At 59.7% G+C, this 21348-nt stretch carries 21 protein-coding genes and 1 pseudogene; 12 read left to right on the forward strand and 10 right to left on the reverse strand.

What is annotated here, in order from left to right; genetic code table 11:
- Positions 1–7: 7 nt before the first annotated feature.
- From AMK05_RS24300 to AMK05_RS24310, 3 genes are read right to left on the reverse strand one after another with little or no spacing between them, the layout of a single operon-like run.
- Positions 8–889: a branched-chain amino acid ABC transporter permease gene (locus tag AMK05_RS24300; RefSeq protein WP_064841873.1), complete on the reverse strand. Its 882-nt coding sequence runs from the start codon at positions 887–889 to the stop codon at positions 8–10.
- Positions 889–1602, reverse strand: a complete 714-nt coding sequence (locus tag AMK05_RS24305) for an ABC transporter ATP-binding protein (protein WP_064841874.1) — start codon at positions 1600–1602, stop codon at positions 889–891. The genes AMK05_RS24300 and AMK05_RS24305 overlap by 1 nt, the downstream gene beginning before the upstream one ends.
- A complete protein-coding gene (locus AMK05_RS24310) occupies positions 1599–2390 on the reverse strand; it encodes an ABC transporter ATP-binding protein (protein WP_064841875.1) in 792 nt (263 codons plus the stop codon). The genes AMK05_RS24305 and AMK05_RS24310 overlap by 4 nt, the downstream gene beginning before the upstream one ends.
- On the opposite strand from AMK05_RS24310, the gene AMK05_RS24315 reads away from it, so the two are divergent.
- The 7 genes from AMK05_RS24315 to AMK05_RS24345 are packed head-to-tail and all read left to right on the forward strand — an operon-like array spanning position 2374 to position 8625.
- Positions 2374–3804: a cytochrome P450 gene (locus AMK05_RS24315; RefSeq protein WP_237352237.1), complete on the forward strand. Its 1431-nt coding sequence runs from the start codon at positions 2374–2376 to the stop codon at positions 3802–3804. The two genes, AMK05_RS24310 and AMK05_RS24315, sit on opposite strands and share 17 nt — an antisense overlap.
- Positions 3804–4829 (forward strand): amidohydrolase family protein, encoded by a 1026-nt coding sequence (locus AMK05_RS24320; protein WP_064841877.1) that lies wholly within the window; start codon positions 3804–3806, stop codon positions 4827–4829. The genes AMK05_RS24315 and AMK05_RS24320 overlap by 1 nt, the downstream gene beginning before the upstream one ends.
- A 26-nt stretch (positions 4830–4855) precedes the next feature.
- Positions 4856–5770, forward strand: coding sequence for an ABC transporter substrate-binding protein (locus AMK05_RS24325; protein ID WP_064841878.1), 915 nt, complete (start codon positions 4856–4858; stop codon positions 5768–5770).
- Between the two features lie 45 nt (positions 5771–5815).
- Positions 5816–6484, forward strand: a complete 669-nt coding sequence (locus AMK05_RS24330; protein WP_064841879.1) for a 4-carboxy-4-hydroxy-2-oxoadipate aldolase/oxaloacetate decarboxylase — start codon at positions 5816–5818, stop codon at positions 6482–6484.
- On the forward strand, positions 6477–7031 hold the full coding sequence (locus AMK05_RS24335; RefSeq protein WP_064841880.1) for a cupin domain-containing protein: 555 nt from the start codon (positions 6477–6479) through the stop codon (positions 7029–7031). Before AMK05_RS24330 ends, AMK05_RS24335 begins: the two co-directional genes overlap by 8 nt.
- A gap of 1 nt (position 7032) precedes the next feature.
- Entirely contained in the window at positions 7033–8274 is a 1242-nt protein-coding gene (locus AMK05_RS24340; RefSeq protein WP_064841881.1) for an NAD(P)/FAD-dependent oxidoreductase, read from the forward strand.
- 30 nt (positions 8275–8304) lie between these two features.
- On the forward strand, positions 8305–8625 hold the full coding sequence (locus AMK05_RS24345; RefSeq protein WP_064841882.1) for a 2Fe-2S iron-sulfur cluster-binding protein: 321 nt from the start codon (positions 8305–8307) through the stop codon (positions 8623–8625).
- Between the two features lie 908 nt (positions 8626–9533).
- On the opposite strand, the gene AMK05_RS24350 is transcribed toward AMK05_RS24345, so the two are convergent.
- The 7 genes from AMK05_RS24350 to AMK05_RS24380 form a co-directional block, all read right to left on the reverse strand.
- Positions 9534–10907, reverse strand: coding sequence for an NAD(P)(+) transhydrogenase (Re/Si-specific) subunit beta (locus AMK05_RS24350; protein ID WP_064841883.1), 1374 nt, complete (start codon positions 10905–10907; stop codon positions 9534–9536).
- 22 nt (positions 10908–10929) lie between these two features.
- The gene (locus tag AMK05_RS24355) at positions 10930–12504 is read right to left on the reverse strand and encodes a Re/Si-specific NAD(P)(+) transhydrogenase subunit alpha (protein WP_064841884.1); all 1575 of its coding nucleotides are present in this window, start codon (positions 12502–12504) and stop codon (positions 10930–10932) included.
- Between the two features lie 111 nt (positions 12505–12615).
- Positions 12616–13743 (reverse strand): S-(hydroxymethyl)glutathione dehydrogenase/class III alcohol dehydrogenase, encoded by a 1128-nt coding sequence (locus AMK05_RS24360; protein ID WP_064841885.1) that lies wholly within the window; start codon positions 13741–13743, stop codon positions 12616–12618.
- Between the two features lie 487 nt (positions 13744–14230).
- The gene (locus AMK05_RS24365; protein ID WP_237352238.1) at positions 14231–14821 is read right to left on the reverse strand and encodes a YceI family protein; all 591 of its coding nucleotides are present in this window, start codon (positions 14819–14821) and stop codon (positions 14231–14233) included.
- Between the two features lie 13 nt (positions 14822–14834).
- Positions 14835–15689, reverse strand: coding sequence for a hypothetical protein (locus tag AMK05_RS24370; RefSeq protein ID WP_064841887.1), 855 nt, complete (start codon positions 15687–15689; stop codon positions 14835–14837).
- Between the two features lie 372 nt (positions 15690–16061).
- Positions 16062–16679: a TetR/AcrR family transcriptional regulator gene (locus tag AMK05_RS24375; protein WP_064841888.1), complete on the reverse strand. Its 618-nt coding sequence runs from the start codon at positions 16677–16679 to the stop codon at positions 16062–16064.
- Positions 16680–16735: 56 nt separating this feature from the next.
- On the reverse strand, positions 16736–17086 hold the full coding sequence (locus AMK05_RS24380) for a DoxX family protein (protein ID WP_064841889.1): 351 nt from the start codon (positions 17084–17086) through the stop codon (positions 16736–16738).
- Between the two features lie 142 nt (positions 17087–17228).
- Here AMK05_RS24380 and AMK05_RS24385 point away from each other — a divergent pair, with 142 nt between their 5' ends.
- The 5 genes and pseudogenes from AMK05_RS24385 (at position 17229) to AMK05_RS24405 (ending at position 21263) form a co-directional block, all read left to right on the forward strand.
- Entirely contained in the window at positions 17229–18335 is a 1107-nt protein-coding gene (locus AMK05_RS24385) for an alcohol dehydrogenase catalytic domain-containing protein (protein WP_064841890.1), read from the forward strand.
- 10 nt (positions 18336–18345) lie between these two features.
- Positions 18346–18621, forward strand: a complete 276-nt coding sequence (locus tag AMK05_RS24390; RefSeq protein WP_064841891.1) for a DUF3861 domain-containing protein — start codon at positions 18346–18348, stop codon at positions 18619–18621.
- 26 nt (positions 18622–18647) lie between these two features.
- A pseudogene (fghA, locus tag AMK05_RS24395) lies at positions 18648–19480 on the forward strand (S-formylglutathione hydrolase).
- A gap of 56 nt (positions 19481–19536) precedes the next feature.
- Entirely contained in the window at positions 19537–20109 is a 573-nt protein-coding gene (gene gfa, locus AMK05_RS24400) for an S-(hydroxymethyl)glutathione synthase (RefSeq protein ID WP_064841892.1), read from the forward strand.
- Positions 20110–20489: 380 nt separating this feature from the next.
- Complete coding sequence (locus AMK05_RS24405) at positions 20490–21263, forward strand: fumarylacetoacetate hydrolase family protein (RefSeq protein WP_064842286.1); 774 nt, start codon at positions 20490–20492, stop codon at positions 21261–21263.
- Positions 21264–21348 lie beyond the last annotated feature (85 nt).

The raw sequence follows: 21348 nt of genomic DNA on the forward strand, positions 1-21348 counted from the left end.
AAGTCTCTCATAGTTTTGTCACCTTGTAGGAGCCGAACAGGCCGACGGGCTTCACGAGCAGGATGGTCAATGTCAGCGCGATCGGGACCGCGATACGCATGTCGGCTCCGATGAACGGGAGGTAGCTTGCCCCCAGGCTTTCGGCGACGCCGACGGCGAGGCCGCCGACGATGGCGCCCAGCGGACTATCCCAGCCGCCGAGGGTCGCGGCCGCCAGGCCATAAAAGAGGATCGGCGTCATCATCGTAGGGCTGAGAAACAAGCGGGGTGCGATCAGAATCGCTGCGAGTGCCCCGATGACAGCGGCGAAGCCCCAGCCGAGCATCAGCATGCGTTCGACATCGACACCGACGAGAACGCTGCGTGTCCGGTCGAAGGCGGCTGCGCGCATCGACAATCCGAGCTTGGTGAAGCGGAAGATAAAGCCCATGGTCAGCGCAATCGCCAGGAGGATCGCCAGCGTCCCGATGGCTGAGGCAAGCACGCGAACGTCGCCGATGCTAACCCCGCCATCCGGGAAAAGGCTGGGGAAGGAGAGCTGTTCCGCCCCCCAAATCCACATGCAGGCAGCCTGGAACAACACGAGGATGCCAAGCGTGATGACGACGACCGCTTCCACAGGCGCGTCCATCATGGGTCGGATGATTAGACGAAATGTCACGATGCCGATGGCGAATGCCGCCGCGAGGCTCACCAGGACGGAGAGCCAGAACGGCACACCCCACTGCATCAATTGCCAGGCGCCATAGGCCGAGAATGTCGCCATCTCGCCCTGGCCAAAATTGACGACGTTCGTCGCCCTGAAGATGAGGACGAGCGCCAGTGCGAGCGCCGCGTAGATAGCACCCGTGGTCAAGCCGCTGACGACGAGCTGGAAGAAGAGGCTCATCAGGCGACTCCCAGATATGATTTCTTGATGTCTTCGTTGCCGATCAGCTCGCTCGCGGCGCCGTTCGCGACGATCTGGCCAGCCTCGATCACGAAGGCCCTGTCTGCATATTGAAGGGTGATGTCGACGTTCTGCTCGACCACGAGCAAAGTCATACCGGCCTCCTTGTTCAAGGACTTGAAGATCGCAAGGATCTCCTGCGTGATCGACGGCGCCAATCCGAGAGATGGTTCATCGCACATCAGCAGTTTCGGCCTGGACATCAGAGCCCGAGCCACGGCGAGCATCTGTTGTTCGCCGCCGCTGAGGTTTCCGGCGAGCTGGTTGCGCCGTTCCCGCAATCTCGGAAACGTCTCGTACCAACGTTCTTTGTCTTCCCTTACCTGCGAGCGGCTGGTCAGGATCGTGGCGCCGAGCGACAGGTTTTCCTCCACGGTAAACTCCGTGAATGTGCCGCGACCTTGCGGGATATGCGCAACACCGAGGGCAAGGCGCGTCTGGGCGGAGATCCTATCGAGCGCTTTGCCGGCAAATGAAACCGAACCCTTGAAGGACAGGAGGCCTGAGACTGCGCGCAGCAGCGTCGTCTTTCCGGCCCCATTTGCGCCGAGCAGGGCGACGAATTCGCCTTCGCCCACTGAGAACGAACAGTCGAACAGTGCCTGCGTCTTTCCGTAGAAAACGCACAGATCTTTGATATCCAAAAGGGTCATGCCGCTTTCCCGAGGTAAGCGGCGATCACCGCATCGTTTGACTTGATTTCGGCAGGAGTGCCTTCGGCCAGGTTGCGGCCGAGGTGAAAAACGACGATCCGGTCGCAAAGGCTCATCACCAAACCCATGTGATGCTCGATGAGAAGGATGGAGAGATTGCGTCTGCGCCTTATCCCGTCGACGAGCGCGCCGAATTCGTGGACCTCGCCATGGGTCAGTCCGCCGGCGGGTTCATCGAGCAGGAGGATCTTCGGCTCCGCGGCGAGCGCCCGGGCGATTTCCATCCGTTTCTGCAGGGGATAGGGCAGCGAACCGGCCGCGCGGGGGGCCAGATCCGCCATGCCGACCTCATCGAGCACCGCCATCGCCTTTTCACGCGTGGACCGCTCCAATGCTCTTGCGCGGAGCGGTGCGAAGATCGCCTTTGCGAAATTCCCGCCAAACCGATGGTGGGCGCCCAGCATGACGTTCTCGAGAACCGTCATCGATGCGTAGATGCCTAAATTCTGAAACGTCCGTGCGACGCCCCGTCCAATCATGTCGCGCGTTTCAACGCCTTCGAGCGGCTGGCCGTCGAGCATGATCGATCCGGCTGCGTAGTTCACGAGATGGGTCGCGGCGTTGAGAAAAGTTGATTTTCCGGCGCCGTTCGGCCCGATGAGGCCACAGATTTCACCCGGCCTTACATAAAGCGACACGTCTGTCAGCGCTTTTACGCCGCCAAACTGCACGGAAACACCCCGCGCCTGGAGCACCGGGCGCACCTCTTCGATGCTGCTGTCGTTCACTTTATTCCTCCCTCCTGAAGCGGCTTCTCCTCCTGTCCGTCAATTTCTGTTGTTGACAGCCAATCCCGCTTTGGATACCAGTTCGTATCTGAAGACGTTTCGGTATGTCAAGTCTCAATCTCGTTCGATTGCTTTCCCGAAACGTCCAGAGATGCGTGCCCCCGGCTGGAGACCGGGGAGAACTGGCGACAACTCCCCAAGCGGGAGTTCTGGGAGGAAATCGATGACGCGATCACATACCGAACTAACGGGCGAAAACCTCTACCGGGATCCGTATCCCGTCTACGCGCGTTTGCGCTCAGAGCGGCCCGTCGCTTTCTTCGAGGGAACGAAGGAATATTTCATCACGCGGTTCGACGATTGTCGAACAGTCGGCGGCAACGACAAGATCTTCGGACCATCCGGATCGGCCGACCGCCCCGAGGCCCGTGTTATGGGCATGCCAAACGTCCTGACCATGTCCGGCGAAGACCACCAATGCCTTCGTGAGGGCATTGATCAGAACCTTACTCAGGAGCGCGTGCGCTCGTTTGTCGAGGGTCTGACACGCCCGGTCGTGGAGCGCTATATCGACTCCGTCAAGAAGAATGGAGAAGCGAACCTCACGGCCGAACTCTTCGAGCCGATCTCGGTGCGGTGTATCGGCGACGTTATCGGCCTGACGGAAACCCCCAACGAGACGCTCGTCGAGTGGTTCCACGCTATGGCGCTCGGCCTGCAGAATGTCAGCAACGACGCGGCAGTCTGGAAGCGGCTCGACGATGCGCTTGCCGACATCGATAGTCAGATGGGCGATCTTTATCAGACCTGCCTTTCCAAGCCTAACAACTCGCTTCTGAGCCACGTCATGTATGGCGGCATGCCGAAGGGCGAGGTCCGCAGCTGGGAAGAAATTTCGCCCACAATGCGCGTCATCATTCTCGGGGGCCTGCAGGAGCCGGGCCACGCCGCAGCGAACGCCTGCGCAGGCCTTCTGACAAATGCCGCTCAAGCGAAGATGATGGCGGAGCAGCCACAGGAAAACGCCATGCGCGCCTTCGATGAGGGCCTCCGCTGGATTGCTCCGATCGGGGTCACACCGCGCGTCGCCCGGGAGGATTTCGAGATCGCGGGAACTGTCATTCCACAAGGAGCGTCGGTGGCGATCGTCCTGGGTTCTGCCAACCGTGACGAGACCCGCTTCGAAAATGCCGACACGTTCGACATGTTCCGCAAGAAGAAGCAGCACCTCTCATTCGGCTTCCGCCCGCACTTCTGTTCTGGCCACTTCCTTTCGAGGGCCATGGGCGAGATCGCACTGGCGGAGGTATTCCGGCAATTGCCTGACCTCCGGCTCGACCCCTCGCACGAGATGAAGGGCAAGGGTTGGCGGTTCCGCGGCATCTCCGATCTGCCCGCGAAGTGGAACGCCTGATGTCGCTCATCATCGACTGCCACGGCCACTTCACAACGGAGCCACCGGAGCACCACGCCTTCCGGACGGCGCAGGTCGCCTATGCGGAAGGCAAGGCGGCCGAGCAGCCCATTTATCCCGGCATTCCGGACAAGCAGCTCCATGACATCATCGAAGAAAACCAGCTGAAGATACAGCGCGAGCGCGGTTCGCATGTGACGCTCCTAAGCCCGCGTGCCTCCGGCATGGGCCACCACGTTCCAGGCCTGGCAGTGGCCAAGGAGTGGTCGCGTCTGTCGAACGACAATGTCGGCCGCATCGTCGACATGTTTCCTGACAATTTCGCCGCCGTCTGCCAGCTTCCGCAGACGATCGACGGCGACCTTTCTGCGGTCATCGACGAGTTGCAGCGCTGCGTCGAGAACGGCTTCGTTGGTTGTAATCTCAATCCCGATCCCTCGGGCGGACGGTGGAGCGCCCCGCCGATCTACGATCCGTGGTGGGACCCGATATGGGAGGCCATGGTCGCCCTCCAGCTTCCCGCGATGATTCACGTGTCAAGCTCCTGCGAACGCTGCCTCCACATGACGGGAGCGCACTACATCAACGCCGACACCGCGGTATTCATGCAGCTCATCCAGGGAGATCTGTTCGAGCGTTACCCGGAACTCAAGCTGATCATACCGCATGGCGGCGGGGCTGCGCCGTATCATTGGGGCCGTTACCGAGGTCTGTCGATCATGCTCGAAAAGCCGAGCCTCGACACGCACCTGATGAACAACCTGTTCTTCGACACCTGCGTTTACCATCAGGCAGGCATCGACACTCTGTTCAAGGTGGTCGATGTCAAGAACGTCCTCTTCGGCTCGGAGTTGCTCGGCGCGGTCAAGGCGATCGATCCCGAGACCGGGCATCCGTTCGACGACACAAAGAGATACATCGACCAGCTCGCCCTCGACGACGACCAGAGACACGCAGTCTTCGAAGGAAACGCGCGGCGCGTCTATCCGCTGTTGGACAAGAGACTACGCAAGCGCGGCCTTTGAAGGCGCAACTACCAGGGAGAAATCACATGGCTTCGAGCCAACATCTGAGCCTCGCAGGCGGGGCGCAAGGGTTCAACTGGCTACCGATTTTCGTCGCCGAAGAACTCGGCATCTTCGCCAAGCATGGGCTGTCCATCGAATATAAAAAGATGGGTACTGTCGACAAGGCGACCAGCGCCGTACTCGTGGGTGAAGCGGACCTTGCCATCACGCCGCCGGAAGGCGCGGTCTCCAACTTCGTCAAGGGCGGCGAATTGCGTGTGATCGCGTCGAACTCGAACCGTCTGCCGATGTCGCTCGTCGCCCAGCCTTCGATCAAGTCGATCAAGGACCTCAAGGGCAAGAAGATCGGTACGTCGTCGCTCACCGAAGGCACTGCGATCTACACGCAGATGCTGCTCGCCAAGGATGGGCTGCATTATCCAGGCGACTATGAATTCGAACTCGCCGGCATCCACACCAAGCGCTGGGAAGCACTCCAGGCAGGGGAGATCGACTGCGCGCCGCAGCCGGCACCCTGGAATTTCCTGGCCGAGCGGGACGGCTTTAACCTGATCGGCGAGATCAACGACGTCATCCCTGAAATCGTCTTCGCCGCGGTCATCGGCCGCAAGAGCTGGCTGGACGGCAACCGCGACAAGGTTGTCCGTTTCCTGCGGGCGCTCATCGATGCCTATGCGATCACCAACGATCCCAGTCGAGACGATGTCACGCTGCCAATTTTCCAGCGGATCACGACGAAGGAGGATATCGATCTGGCGTCACATGGGCTTCGCTATATGCGCGACATGGGTATGTGGCCCAGTGACCTGTCCATCCCACAAGCTGCGATGGATACGACCATCGACCTTATGATCCGCGCGAACCTGCTTGACGAAGCCGCCAGACCTCTAGGGGGGGACGTATTCGATCGCGGTCTCCTCGAAGCTGCATCCAGCTAAGCGATCTGTTGAGGAGCGTTCCATGGTCACACCAGGAGATTTTCGATGAAAGTAATGACAAAGACCCCGCGGACGGACCGCGAAATATGTGAGGCGCTGGGTAAGCTCGGCGTCGCCACGGTTCATGAAGCTCAGGGACGGAAAGGGCTGCTGGCGCCGCACCTGCGTCCGGTAATCGACGGCGCGCGCATCGGTGGAACGGCACTGACCTGCGAGGTTCCGCCCGGCGACAACTGGATGATCCATGTGGCGCTGGAAATGGCCCAACCGGGGGACGTCCTGGTTGTCGCACCGACCTCACCATGCATCGACGGCTATTTCGGCGACCTGCTCGCCACCTCCTGCAAGGCGCGAGGGATTCTCGGCCTGGTGACCGACGCCGGCGTCCGCGACGTAGCCGATCTTCGTGCGATGAAGTTTCCGGTATGGGCCAAGGCCATATCAGCCCAGGGCACCGTCAAGGAAACGCTGGCGAACGTGCAGGTGCCCGTGGTCTGTGCCGGCGCCTTTATCGAACCGGGTGACGTCATCATCGCCGATGACGACGGGGTCTGCGTGGTCAAGCGCGATGAGGCAGCTCAGGTGCTCGAAAAGGCCCGCAAGCGACAACAGATGGAAGACGAAAAGCGCGGCCTTTACGAGTCGGGCCAACTCAGCCTCGACATCAACAACATGCGTCAGCAGCTCGAAGCGAAAGGCCTGATCTATGAATAAGGCGGCTGAAGTGCGCATTCCTCGCCGCATCGTCACGGGTATCAGGGACGGCAAGTCGGTGTTTGTCAGCGACGGCCCGACGCCCAACGCCCACGCCTACGATTCTGTGCCGGGACATTTGACGTCGGTTCTTTACGCCACCGCCGCCAAACCTGTCCTCCCGCAAGACCAGGCTGAGCAGGCGCCGCCGCAAATATTGATCACGCCTGAGCCGGGAGCGACGAAACTCATGATCGTCGTCTTCCCGCCGGATTCGGTGTTCGCAACCGTCGATCACGCCTCCGTCTTCGCGGAGCAGACAGTCCACATCCCCGGCCTGATCCACGCTTTCGAACCTGACGCGCCCGGCATGCATACCACCGATACGGTCGATTTTGACATTGTGCTCGACGGCGAGATCTGGCTCGAACTCGACGACGGCGCTGAAACCTTGCTGAAGCAGGGCGATGTCGTGGTCCAGTGCGGAACCCGCCACGCCTGGCGCAACAAGGGCGACAGGCCCGCCACCATGTGCTTCGTCCTCATCGGCGCCGAAAGAGTGGCGTGAGATGAAACCGGGGAACCTCACCCAATCTTTCGACTGCGTGATCGTCGGTGGCGGACACGGCGGCTCGCAGACGGCGGCCGCACTCAGGCAGTGCGGCTTTACGGGAAGCATCGCGCTGATTGGCGCTGAACCGGAAATTCCTTACGACCGCCCCTCACTTTCGAAGGACTACCTGGCCGGCAAGAAGACGTTCGACAGGATGCATCTGCGCCCCCAGGATTTCTGGGGCGCGCGCGATGTGGAATTGTTGCTTGGGCGGCACGTTAGCCGGGTCGATCCCACGGCTCGCACCGTGATGACCGATCGCGGCGAACATTTTTCCTACGGCCAGCTGGTTTGGGCCGCGGGGGGCGATCCGCGGAAGCTTACCTGTCCCGGCAGCGACCTGACAGGCGTTTTCTACATCCGCAGCAAGGCGGATTGCGACGCACTGCTCGATGTTCTTCCCGATGCGCAAAGGATCGTGATCATTGGCGGCGGGTACGTCGGCTTGGAAGCGGCCGCAGTGTTCCGGGAGATCGGCAAGGACGTGACCTTGGTCGAGGCCCTTGACCGTGTGCTGGCGCGCGTTGCGGGGGAGCCAATATCACGTTTTTACGAAAACGAGCATCGGGCGCGCGGCGTCGACATCCGTCTCAACAGCGGCGTCACCTCTTTGGAGGAAACGAACGGCCGCGTGTCGAGCGTTGCTCTTGCCTCCGGCGAGGCGATTGCAGCCGACATCGTCGTCGTCGGAATTGGCATTATTCCGTCGGACGGGCCTCTTAAGGCGGCCGGAGCTGAAGGTCCAAACGGTGTGGATGTCGATGCGTTTTGCCGTACGTCCTTGCCCGACATCTACTGCGTCGGCGACTGCGCGCGTCTGCAATACGGTCCGGGCATCCGCATTGAATCTGTGCAGAACGCGACTGATCAGGCAACCACGGCTGCCAAAGCCATCTGCGGGGAGTTCAAGCCTTACGATGCGATGCCCTGGTTCTGGTCCAATCAGTACGACCTGAAAATGCAGACGGTCGGCCTCAATTACGGCTTCGACAGTGTCGTCACGAGAGGAGATCCCGCCTCCCGAAGCTTCAGTGTCATCTATCTGAAGAACGGGGCGGTTCTCGCCCTCGACTGCATCAATTCGCCGCGCGATTACGTCCAGGGGCGAAAGCTTGTCGACAGCGCGGCAAGGATCGATCCCGCCGCTTTGGCGGATACATCGAGACAACTCAAGGAAATCGACCTCGTCACATCGTGACGCGTCAGGCGCAGAAAAAGTGGAGGGAAAATGGCTACGATATCAGTACGGACCCGAGACGGAGAGCTTCATAGCTTCGACGGTCGGATAGGCGCCTCGCTCATGGAGAATATCCGGAATGCTGGGTTTGATGAACTTTTGGCGATGTGCGGCGGCTGTCTGTCCTGTGCCACCTGTCACGTGTATGTAGAGCAGCTTCCCACGAGCGCAAATTTGCCGGTATCCTCGATCGATGAGACCGAGCTGCTCGAGGGATCCGACCACCGCCAGGAGAACTCCCGGCTTTCCTGTCAGCTACCGTTCGACGAGACACTCAGTGGCATCGTGATTGGAATTGCGCCCGAAGACTAGGGTGTGAGGATGGTGCACGTTAATCTACCGAACATCCTGGGCGGCTGAACGCCGCCCTGGTAGACCTGACGATCAGGTCTGCTCAAGCTCAAGGACATTTCCCCGGGATCGCGTGCGTAGGCGATGAGAACTGGCTTTTCCGCCATCCTGAAGTCCGTGATTTCGCCAATCTGCGCGCCACCCGCTCGAGTGATTTCCGACAGCTACTGCCGATATCTGGTGTCTGGAACGACAGGTGACCGAAACCGGGTTCATTCACTCTCGGCTGCTCTCTATCAAACGTGACTTTGTGTTCGTGTATTTCGAGGAACGGGCTGTCGAGTTCGGGGAACTTGAGCCAGATCGAGTATATTTCTGAGTTGGCAATCCCCTTGCCTCGCGACACTATTTCTTCTGACAAGACTTTGGGTGCCCGAGGGTGCTTGCACCTCAAGACATTTGCGTAGAAGGATGCGAGCGCTTCGGCGTTTCACGCAACCAAGTTTATGTGAGCCAGTTTCATGTTGAACACCTCGGCGATGAGGTAAGCATCTCGATCGGCAAAGAACAACAAAAAGGCCTGCCTTGAACCGGTCGCGGTATCGGATGCATGGGTGAACAATTCCAAGTGAGGAATTCAAAGGTCTGCGGCTTCTTTTGGTGGTCAACTGTAGGTCGCGGCCAGCTGGGGCGCAGGAACCGGCGCAGCAAGGGTCAGCAAACGCTGCCGCGGACAAAGTTTTGAATCGTCCGAACGCCAATCAAGATAGACTTGGTATCGGCTGCGGCTTGCTGGAGGTCACCGCACCTGAAATGATGAATAGCGAGCCGGACGTATGGCCCTCGCATGCGAACCGATGGGATCCGCAGTCTGCTTGGGGGGAGGCTAGTCGCCAGGTAGACGAGACTCCTCCCTCCTGGAGCGGAGATCAGTTGATTATCGGCAGCAGCTTGTTGATCGAGTCCTTCGCGTCGCCGTAGTACATCCGGGTGTTTTCTTTGTAGAACAGCGGGTTCTCGATGCCGGAGTAACCGGTGCCCTGGCCGCGCTTGGACACAAAGACCTGCTTGGCCTTCCAAACTTCCAGAACCGGCATGCCTGATATCGGCGAATTCGGATCTTCCTGTGCTGCGGGATTGACGATGTCGTTGGAGCCGATGACGATGACGACGTCCGTGTTCGAAAAATCCTCGTTGATTTCGTCCATTTCCAGAACGATGTCGTAGGGCACCTTTGCTTCGGCCAGAAGCACATTCATGTGGCCGGGCAGGCGGCCAGCGACGGGATGAATGGCGAAGCGTACGTCCTTGCCGGTCGCACGCAGCTTGCGGGTAAGCTCGGAGACTGCACCCTGCGCCTGCGCAACGGCCATGCCGTAGCCCGGCACGATGATGACCGAGTCCGCATCGTTGAGCGCCGCGGCAGCGCCTTCGGCATCGATCGCGATTTGTTCGCCTTCGACGGCCATCGCCGGGCCCGTGGCATTGCCGAAACCGCCGAGGATCACGGACAGGAACTGCCGGTTCATTGCCTTGCACATGATGTAGGAGAGGATTGCGCCGGAGGAGCCGACCAACGCACCGGTGACGATTAGAAGGTCGTTTCCAAGCAGGAAGCCGGTCGCCGCCGCTGCCCAGCCGGAATAGGAGTTGAGCATGGAAACGACGACAGGCATGTCGGCCCCGCCGATCGCCATGACGAGATGCGCACCGATGACGAAGGCGATCAGCGTCATCATATAAAGCGTCCATGAGCCCGCGCCGTTCATGTAGAGCAGCATGAGGCCGAACGAGGCGGCGACCATCGCGATGTTGAAGACATGACGCCCAGGCAGGATTAGCGCCTTGCCGCCGATGCGGCCTGAAAGCTTCCCATAGGCGATAATCGAACCGGTGAAGGTCACAGCTCCGATGAAGACTCCGAGGAAGATTTCCACCTCGTGGATGATCTGCTCGGCATGCGCAGTGAATTCATGCGCCGTCATATCGGAATTGAGGCCGATCAAGACGGCGGCGACGCCGACGAAGGAGTGAAGGGCCGCCACGAGTTGCGGCATGCCGGTCATTTCGACGCGCCGCGCCATGACCGCCCCGACGACGGCGCCGATCACGAGCATGACAATGAGTACCGCCGAAAGGCCGACGCCTGGCCCGAAGATCGTCGCAATGACGGCGATCGCCATGCCGACGATACCGTACCACACGGCGCGCTTTGCGTTTTCCTGGCCCGAAAGACCGCCAAGCGCGAGGATGAAGAGAACCGAGGCTGCGATATAGGCCGCGGTCTGGATACCGATAGACATTGTCAATTCTCCCTCGACCCGGTCAGGACTTCTGGAACATGTTCAGCATGCGGCGTGTCACCATGAACCCGCCGACGATGTTGATCGTTGCGATCGCCACGGAAATGGCAGCAAGCGCCGTCACCAGCCAACCGCCCGCGGTGATCTGCAGGACCGCTCCAATGATGATGATGCCGGAGATGGCGTTGGTGATTGCCATGAGCGGCGTATGCAGCGAGTGCGACACGCCCCAGATCACCTGGAAGCCGACGAAGCAGGCGAGTGCGAAGACGATGAAATGGCCCATGAACACCGGCGGCGCAAAAGCGCCGATGAGGAGCATGAGCAGACCACCAATGATGAGAAGCCCGACCTGGTTTCGCGTCGCAGACCTGAAGCCGGCGGCCTCCGCGGCCTTCTTTTCTTCAGGCGTCAGCTCCTTGGGCTTTTCCTTGGGTTTCTGGGCGGCAATCGCCTGGATCTTTGGCGGCGGCGGCGGATAGGTGATCTCGCCCTTCAAAGCGATCGTCGCACCACGGATCACGTCATCCTCCATGTTGTGGACGATGACGCCATCCTTATTTGGGGTCAGGTCCGTCATCATGTGGCGGATGTTGGTCGAATAGAGCGTCGAAGCCTGTGCGGCCATGCGGCTTGGGAAGTCGGTGTAGCCGATGATGGTGACGCTGTTGTCGGATACGATTTTCTGGTCCGGGACTGTCAGGTCGCAATTGCCGCCGCGCTCGGCGGCAAGGTCGACGATGACCGAACCCGGCTTCATTGTGGCGACCATGTCGGCAAGCCAGAGCTTCGGCGCGTCGCGGCCCGGGATTAGCGCCGTCGTGATGACGATGTCGATGTCAGTCGCGATTTCGCGGAACTTCTTCAGTTGCGCTTCGCGGAATTCGGGTGAGGAGGGGGCAGCATAGCCGCCCGTCGCAGCGCCGTCCTGCTGCTGTTCCTCGAAGTCGAGAAAGACGAATTCCGCGCCCATGGATTCGATCTGCTCCGCCACTTCCGGCCGCACGTCGAAAGCATAGGTGATGGCGCCGAGCGAAACGCTGGTGCCAACGGCCGCAAGGCCGGCGACGCCTGCGCCGATGACCAGGACCTTGGCCGGCGGGATCTTTCCGGCAGCCGTCACCTGGCCCGTAAAGAATCGGCCGAAATTATTTCCGGCCTCGATCAGGGCGCGATAACCGGCAATATTGGCCATGGAGGAGAGCGCGTCCATCTTCTGGGCGCGCGAGATGCGCGGCACCATATCCATGGCGATCACGTTGGCGCCGGTCGATTTCGCCTGGTCCAGCAGGTCCTTGTTCTGTGCCGGATAGAAGAACGAGATCAGCGTCTTGCCGCTCGAAAGCCTCGCCACCTCGCTTGACTCCGGCGGGCGGACTTTGGCGATCACGTCGGCGCTTGCAAAGAGCGTTTCGGCGCTGTCGACAACCGTTACCCCGGCAGCGCGGTAGGCATCGTCGGAGAAGCCCGCGGGTTTGCCGGCGCCAGTTTCGATGGCACATTGATATCCAAGTTTCTGAAGCTGTGTGGCGCTGTCAGGCGTCATTGCAACGCGCGCCTCTCCTTCCAGCCTCTCTCGAGGCGACCCTATTAGCACGTATCCCTCCCTCAAAATTAGAAAGTCACTGGTCCGACGCGACGCTGGGTTTCGGTCCGGCCGAGGCTAAACCAATGAAAACCTTCGCCGCATTCCGTTCGGAGATTTGCGTCAGTACACGACCACGCCGCGGATGCTTTCGCCCTTGTGCATCATGTCGAAGCCCTTGTTGATATCGTCGAGCGGCATGGTGTGGGTGATCATCGGGTCGATCTGGATCTTGCCCTGCATGTACCAGTCGACGATCTTCGGCACGTCGGTGCGGCCGCGGGCGCCGCCGAAGGCGGTGCCCATCCAGTTGCGGCCGGTGACCAGCTGGAACGGACGCGTCGAGATCTCCTGGCCGGCGCCGGCAACGCCGATGATGATCGATTTGCCCCAGCCGCGATGGGAGGCTTCCAGCGCCTGGCGCATCACCTTGGTGTTGCCGGTGCAGTCGAAGGTGTAATCGGCGCCGCCGATCAAGTCGCCATTGCGCTTGGTCATATTGACGAGATGCGGCACGATGTCGTCGCCGACCTCCTTCGGATTGACGAAATGCGTCATGCCGAACTTCTCGCCCCAGGCCTTGCGGTCATTGTTGATGTCGACGCCGATGATCATGTCGGCGCCGGCAAGCCGCAGGCCCTGCAGCACGTTGAGGCCGATGCCGCCGAGACCGAAGACGATCGCCGTCGAACCGATCTCCACCTTGGCGGTGTTGATCACCGCGCCGATGCCGGTGGTGACCCCGCAGCCGATATAGCAGATCTTGTCGAAGGGGGCGTCGGGATTGACCTTGGCAAGCGCAATCTCCGGCAGCACGGTGAAATTGGCGAAGGTCGAGCAGCCCATATAGTGATGGATCTTGTCCTTGCCGATCGAAAAGCGCGAGGTACCGTCCGGCATCAGACCCTGGCCCTGGGTCGAGCGGATGGCGGTGCAGAGATTGGTCTTGCGCGACAGGCAGGAATAGCATTCGCGGCATTCGGGCGTGTAGAGCGGGATGACGTGGTCGCCCTTCTTGACCGAGGTCACACCAGGGCCGACATCGACGACGATGCCGGCACCCTCATGGCCGAGAATGGCCGGAAACAGGCCCTCCGGATCGGCGCCCGACAGGGTGAAATCGTCGGTGTGGCAGATGCCGGTCGCCTTGACCTCGATCAGGACTTCGCCGGCCTTCGGGCCGTCGAGCTGCACGGTCATCACTTCGAGCGGTTTGCCGGCCTGAACGGCTACGGCGGCGCGAACGTCCATTTAGAATTTCCTTTCAATGAAAACCAAACCTGCTTCGATGGAGCAGTGATCAATGTCCGATGCCGGAGGAACCAGGGAATGAAGTGGGCTAGCCACGTCCAGGAAAAGGATACGGAGAGGCTCCCGTGACCGAGATCGCAATCGTAGAAATCGTAGCCCTCCTTCAGGTCGGCGCAGCAACGTCTTCACTCTCAAACTGCACTGGCTCCTCGTTAACATACCAAATAGCATCTGCATACTAAAAAGTATCTGAACGACTACGGATCCTCAGGCATGCCTACGAACCTTCACAGCGCTCAGCGAAATCGGCGATGGAAATCAAGGGGCTGATCGCCAAATCCGCAGCCGCTGTCGGTGACGGAGTAGCGGGCGCGATCGCCGTCTCGGCGGAGTCGGCCGAGGCCAGCCTGAGGCGAAGCTGAACAAAAAAGGCGCCGTCGCGATAACACGACGGCGCCGTTTCGGGAGGCGACCTGACGGTCTCGCATCACGCCTTGTGTTCGCGGCCTTCCACTTGGATCACGAGATCCACCTCATCGCCGATCATGCCGAGCGCGGCCTTCATGCCGAAATCGCTGCGTTTGACTTTGGTCGTGGCGCTGAAACCGACAACGTGGCTCTTATCCCAGGGGTTCTGCCCTTCCTTGTTGAACGTGACGTCCAAGCTCATGGGTTTCGTCACTCCCGCTATCGTCAGATCTCCGACGACCTGGCCGGTGTTGTCGCTCGTCTTTTTGAACTCCTTGCCGACAAATGTGATGTCCGGAAATTCCGTGGCGTTGAACCAGTCGGCGCCCTGGATGTCGCCATCACGCTGTTTGTTATTCGTCGAGATCGACGCAACGGTGACCTTGACATCGAGACTGCTGGCGTCCGGCTTGGAAGCGTCGAAATCGAACGTGCCGGAGAACTCTTGCGCGACTCCGATCACCTTTGAGAAGCCAAGGTGGTCGATGTAGAACGCAATACCCGAATGCACCGGATCGATGTCGAATTTCGCGGCCGAGGCGGGCGACACCACGCCGGCGAGCGCCGTCATCGAAAATAGCAATGCTGCTAATCTGTATTTCATTTTCATTCTCCTCCTCCTGTTAAACTGGAAAGCTCGATCCATAATCGACGAACGCGACGGCAAACGCCGCTGCAGCCGGCAGTGCAGCCAAGGCGACATGGACGAAAAGGCGTGGAAACGGCCGAAAAAGGCCGAGCTTCAGGCAGATACGTTCCGAGAGCGCCGGCAGCACAGCGCAGAGAGCGAGTACCGCAAGTCCGATGAGATCGGCTTTGCGCGTGATCAGCACGACGGTATCGGCGATGGCGATGAGGCCGCCCAAGGCGCCGAGGGACGAGGCGCCGCCAAAACGGAAGGCCGGCTTTGCTGTGTGAACAATTAGAATTCCGAAGCATCCAGCCGCAAACATCAGGCAGAGCTGAAACGAGGAAGATGAGGCGCCGAGAAGGGCAATCGGTGCAAAGCCGGTAGCAAGTACGGCAACGCCGCCGCCTCGCTTCACGCCCTCCTCTGCGCCTGTTGCTCTGCGCAACATGACCATCCCCATGATCGCCATTCCGGCGACCGCGGCGAGCGCGACTTCCCAGGACGCTGTCCCCACTCGCGGCGAACCGACATAGAATGCGGCCGCGACCGGCTGCAGAAGCGCGAGAAGGCGCACCGCGCGTGGGGCCGCTATCTCGGCGGCAAAGCCGAGCGCCGTTCCGACAACGATCACGTAAAATACCTTATTGACCGCACCGACGGGCGGAAACGTCGGCACTTTGTTGTAGGTGAGCCAATAGGCTGCCAGCAATGCTGCGGGCATCAAGAGGTCGGTCGGCCGAGCCAAGCCGCGCCAGCGCATCAGGCCCGACACAAGAAAGCCAACAAGCGCCATGGCGAGCAGGGACGCGACCAGCGCCGCCTGAGGGGAGTTGCCAAATCCAAGCATGTAGTGATTTTCCGAATTGCCAATCCACGACGTGCCGCTGACGCGCACGACCAGGTGGTGTCTTATCCTGCGGCTCGTGCACTTTGACAGGTCGTCACGATTATGACTTTGTCCATGATCCCCCCATAACCCGCATGCTCTTTAACAGCGGTCGCCATTCCCGGCCCAAATACCATTTGATTTTCACATACCAAATAGTTTCTGGATGAAGGCTAGTCTTTGAGTTATCCCATGTCAAGCCGATCTGCCCGGAAAGATTTGCTTTCCCGCGCTTGGCAAGTCCTTTCGACATGAGCCGAGCTATTGCTCATGCTCAAGAGCGCGCCCGGCCGCGGCGCGCACTTCACATGATCAGATCGTGGATGATTTTGGTTATGCTGTAGCCGCTTTGCCGGGCGTCGACGCGCGTGAGGACCGGTACATTTCCCTCAGCACGACCCGGACCATGTCCCCAGGAGCGCCGTCCTTGAGGAAGCTCGAAATACCGCCATAAGTCAGCTCGAGCACGATACCGCCGATATAAAATGGGCTCGCCGGCGGCTGCAGAACAAGGTTCAGCTTGTCGATAAGGATCTTGCCGACGCCTTCCCACTGATCCCTGAATAGTTTTATATGCCGGTCTCCGAGCGTGTGGTCATGCTGGGCCATCCGAAGAAGCTCTATCGCCAGCATACCCCATCGGCGATCGTCGCCGCGATCATTTGCCCACCCTGCCAAGACATCGATCAGTCCCATCGGGTCATCGTGTTTTCCGAGGAGCTCGGTCAGCTGAACGACGTCGCCACCCGCGTTACCGGCAAGAAGTTGCAGGAAGATATCTTCCTTATTGGCAAAATTTGAATAAAACGCCCCCTTCGAGTAGCCCGCCTCTTCGGCGATGCGTTCGATCGAAGCCCCGGCATAGCCGTAGCGTGCCATGACTTCGTAAGCGGACGCCAAAAGCTTTTCCTTTGTGCGAGCCTGACTTTGCTCACGTGTCAGCCGTGCCATTCGCAAATCCGTTTCGTGCGTATCCAGACACCGAGGCGTACCTCAAAACGAGGTCGTCACACAAGAGCCGTTAGAAGACAAACGAGTGCCCAGAAAATCGGATACTCGGGACCCATCTTCTGCCAGCGCCAATTCTTGCCGTTGATTTTCACAACCGCATAGCCCGCTCCGAGCAGCACCAGAGCGCCGAAAAGGGCTGCAACCCGCGGGTATATCGAGAAAATCAGACCGACCGCCGCGCACGCCTCCGCAATCATGGTGAGGCCAACGAACAGTCTCCCGGGCCTGAAGCCTGCCGCCTCGAATGTTCCACCGGCCTTCTCATAATGCAGTCCCTTGCCGAGGAGATGGGGAATAAGCCAAGTGCCGCAAAGAATGCGGAGCCAGTCAACCAACACGAAGTCCATGTCTCCTCCTTGACGCCGGCCTCTCGCCGCGTCCGCGAGGATAATTGGCAATCCTCGCTTGCTTTTTCAAATACTAAACGGTATTCACAATCCAGTTAGGATGTCAATACGACTCGATCTCTGAGTTTGGGAGGGAAAGCTTATGAAAATGATGCTTGCTGCGCGCCTGCATGCCGTTGGTCAACCGATGAGGATTGATGAAGTCGAGCGGCCGAAGGCAACGGGAAGCGATGTCGTCGTCCGCGTGAAGGCATGTGGAATGGTCCCGAATTTGGCGAACGTCCTGGCCAATTGGGAGACCTGGTATCCGCAGATGCCACTCCCGCCGCGCCCGGCAATCCATGGCCTCGATCCGAGCGGGATCGTCCATGAGGTCGGCCCCCAGGTCGTCAACCTCAAGCCGGGCGACAGGGTGTATGTGAACCCCGGTCGATTCTGCGGAGCTTGCCACCATTGTTCGTCGGGCAAGCCGCAGGCTTGCGAACATTGGACCCTCGGCGGTTACTTCGGCTACAATCAAAAAAGCCTGGAGATGTTCGCGCGCTATCCTTACGGTGGCTTCGGCGAATTCATGCTCGCCCCACAGGCGCAGGTCATCAAGATCCCCGGCAACATGAGTTTCGTCCAAGGCTCTCGCCTTGGTTATCTTGGCACCGCCTACGCCGCCCTCAAGAAATGCGGGCCGCTGATGGGCAAGAACCTGATCATCAACGGTGCGACCGGCACTCTAGGGCTGGGAGCCACGCTGTTCGCGCTGGCCATGGGCGTCGCAAAAATCTATGCCGTCGCTAGGGGCGAGACGCTGCTTAAGCGGCTGAAGGCGATCGCTCCCGACCGGATCGTCACCTTCTCGAATGTCAATGGATCGTCGGGAGGCTTCGTCAAAGAGCAGACCAATGGAAGCGGCGCCGACCTCATGCTCGATACGCTCGGCGCAAAGGCCCCTTTGGATTCCATGCTGGACGCCATGGGCGGCGTCAAACGCGGCGGTCGCATCGTCAACATCGGCGGCACCTCCGGAGCTTTGCCCGTCGACGTCAAGTGGTGGATGGACGAGCAGATGGAATTGATCGGTTCTGTCTGGTTCACCGCCGCTGAAGGCATGGAAATCGCTGCGATGGTCGAGGCTGGAATCATCGACATGTCGGTCATGTCGCCAATGGTATGGCCGTTGGAGAAGATCAATGATGCCATCTCCGGCGTCGGCAAGGACGAGGGCGGGTTCACCTACTACGCCATCGAACTGTAAGGAAGCGTCAATGGCTCACAATTACCGCGTCACGGTGGAGCGGCTGGAGGGCGACGTCCCTTCGGCTGCCGACGAAGCTCTCGTTTTCCACGCCACCAACCACGACGATCTGTTCAAAATCCTCTCGGCAGTGCGCCAAAAGCAGCTGCTGCCTGACGACGAGGCAGCAGAGTTTACTGTCGGATTGAAGCTGTTCGCAGAGGTGCTCATGAGACACCGGGCGGATCCGCCTTTCAAGGAACTGTTCCCGCATATCGGCAGCTTCATGAAGTCCCTGAAACGCTGACACCGGAGGCAATCGAGGATCATGACATGAAGACGATTTCGCTCGAGCGGTCGTATGGCGGCACCCAAGGGGTCTACGCCCATCGCTCCGACACCTGCAGCTGCGACATGACTTTCGCCGTCTATCTGCCGCCGCAAGCGCAGGAGCGTCCGTGCCCAGTGGTCTGGTATCTGTCGGGACTGACCTGCTCCCATGCCAATGCCATGGAAAAGGGTGAGTATCGGCGGGTCGCCGCACTCCTGGGGTTGATCGTCATTTGCCCAGACACAAGCCCAAGAGGCGACGGCGTGCCGGACGATCCCGGCAATTGGCAGTTTGGCAGTGGTGCCGGCTTTTATCTCGACGCGACATGCCCGCCGATGTGAACTACCGTATGTATTCCTATGTCTCGGAGGAGCTTCCCCGTCTTATTGCTTCGGAATTCCCCGCGGACATGGCCCGCCAGGGCGTGTTCGGACATTCCATGGGTGGCCATGGGGCGATCACGCTTGCCCTGAAGCACCCCGACCGCTTCTGCAGCTGCTCTGCATTCGCGCCGATTGCGCGGCCCACAGTGGCTGGGTGGTCCCGCCCCGCCTTCGAGCGCTATCTCGGCACTGACGAAGGCGCCTGGCGGCAATACGACAGTTGCGCGCTCATCGAAGACGGCTTTCTTTTCCCCGAGCTCCTTGTCGACCAGGGAACGGTCGACGGGTTTATCGAGGACGGACTGCGTCCATCTGAACTGCAGAGAGCCTGCGAAAAAGCCGGCATCCGGCTGAACCTTCGAATGCAGGAGGGCTATGGCCACTCCTACTATTTTATTTCGACTTTCATGGAAGACCATTTGAAGTGGCACGCTGAGCGGCTCAACCGCTGATCTGCCTGCCGCCAGAAGGCCGGGCATGGTGCCCGGCAAAAACGAAGGAAGAAACAATGGCAAATATCGGCATACATCCTTACCTCGATGGGGGATTGAAGAAGGATGCGGCATCCTTTGCGGGCGGCACGCTGATCTGCGAATGCACCACGAATCCGGTGAAAGTGAGGATCAAGAGCGATATCGCCCATAACCACGCCTGTGGCTGCACCAAGTGCTGGAAGCCTGAAGGCGCGGCTTTCTCGATCGTTGCCATTGCCCCGTCTGAGAGCGTCGAGGTCATCGAAAACGGCGACAAGCTTGCTGTTATCGATGCCAATGCCCTCATCCAGCGGCATGCCTGCAAGGAATGCGGCGTTCACATGCACGGACCCGTCGAGCGCGATCATCCGTTCAAGGGGCTCTCGTTCCTGCATCCGGAGCGCTTCGAGGAGGACGGCTGGGCGGAGCCCGGTTTTGCGGCATTCGTATCGTCGGTCATCGAGAGTGGTTCCGACCCAGCACAAATGGGCAATGTCCGCGACCGCCTTCGCGAACTAAAGCTCGAGCCTTACGATTGCCTGTCTCCTGGCCTGATGGATTACATCGCCACTTGGACGGCGAAAAAGAGCGGCGTTCTGCCGGCCTAGACCGCAAGAGCCGGCGTCAGCCGGCTCCCAAACGTCCGGGCCATTTGCTCGACAACATCGACTGGCTGGCCGTGTTGCCGTTCCACGTATCTTCCTGAAGAACGGAATCAGAGTCGTGCCAGGAAGAATCATCCGTATTGAGCAAGCCGATCATCAATCGCTACGAACAAAAAATCCTGAGTAAGTCCTGTGGTAGCGGCTCCCCATCAAAGCGCCCGGCACTTTGAAAAGCCCAGGGTCGTCCTCGATCAACATCTTCTTTGATGCTCCGTTTGCGCCCTCGACAATAGTCGTCGCGCAACGGTGGTCCGACCGGGGACCGTCATCTGTTGACGACTCCGGCTTTATTGCGCTAACGTTAGCAAAAAATGGAGATCAATATGAAGATTGTGCGCTACCGGGCCGTCGACGGAATTCACTATGGGATCGAAACTGAGGATAGGATTGAGCGGATCGTCGGCGATCCGTTCGAGGCTGTCGAGCGGACGGGAAAGGTGGATCACCTTGCCGACATCCGTCTGCTGTGCCCGGTCGAACGGCCCCGGATATTCGGCGTTGCCTACAATTACCGGCAGCACACTGACGAGTCCGGAAAAGAGCAGCCGACGCTTCCGGTGCTGTTCATGAAGCCGAGCACGGCAGCGAGCGGCAATGGAGATGCCATTGAATATCCGAGCGATGGCGAAATTGTTCATTACGAGGCCGAGCTGGTGGCCATCATCGGCAAAGGCGGGCGCCATATCGGCAAGGAGCAGGCCCTGCAGCACATTCTCGGCTACACATGCGGCAATGATATCAGCGACCGCATCATCCAGCGGCAGGAAAGCAAGTTCGGCTGCCTGCTGGCCGGCAAGGGTTACGATACGTTTGCGCCGATGGGGCCGGCCATCGTCACGGATCTCGATCCGACGAACCTTGACGTCATCCTTCGCCAGAACGGCACCGTGAAACAGTCGGGCAATACGCGAGACCTCGTCTATTCGGTTGCCGACATAGTTGCCTACTTGAGCCGCTTCATGACGCTGCTGCCCGGCGATGTGATCATGACCGGGACGCCCGCGGGCGTTGGGCCGATCATTCCCGGCGACGAACTCAAGGTAGAGATTCCCGGTATCGGCATCTTGACGAATCCAGTGGTTGCGGCACCGCACTAACCGGGGATTCTTGCAGGGGTTCGGCTGCGGCCGAAAATTCTGGTTGACCTCAGAATCTCTGGCGCTATTAATGCTAACGTTAGCA

The sequence above is a fragment of the Rhizobium sp. N324 genome (assembly GCF_001664485.1).
Lineage (GTDB): Bacteria > Pseudomonadota > Alphaproteobacteria > Rhizobiales > Rhizobiaceae > Rhizobium.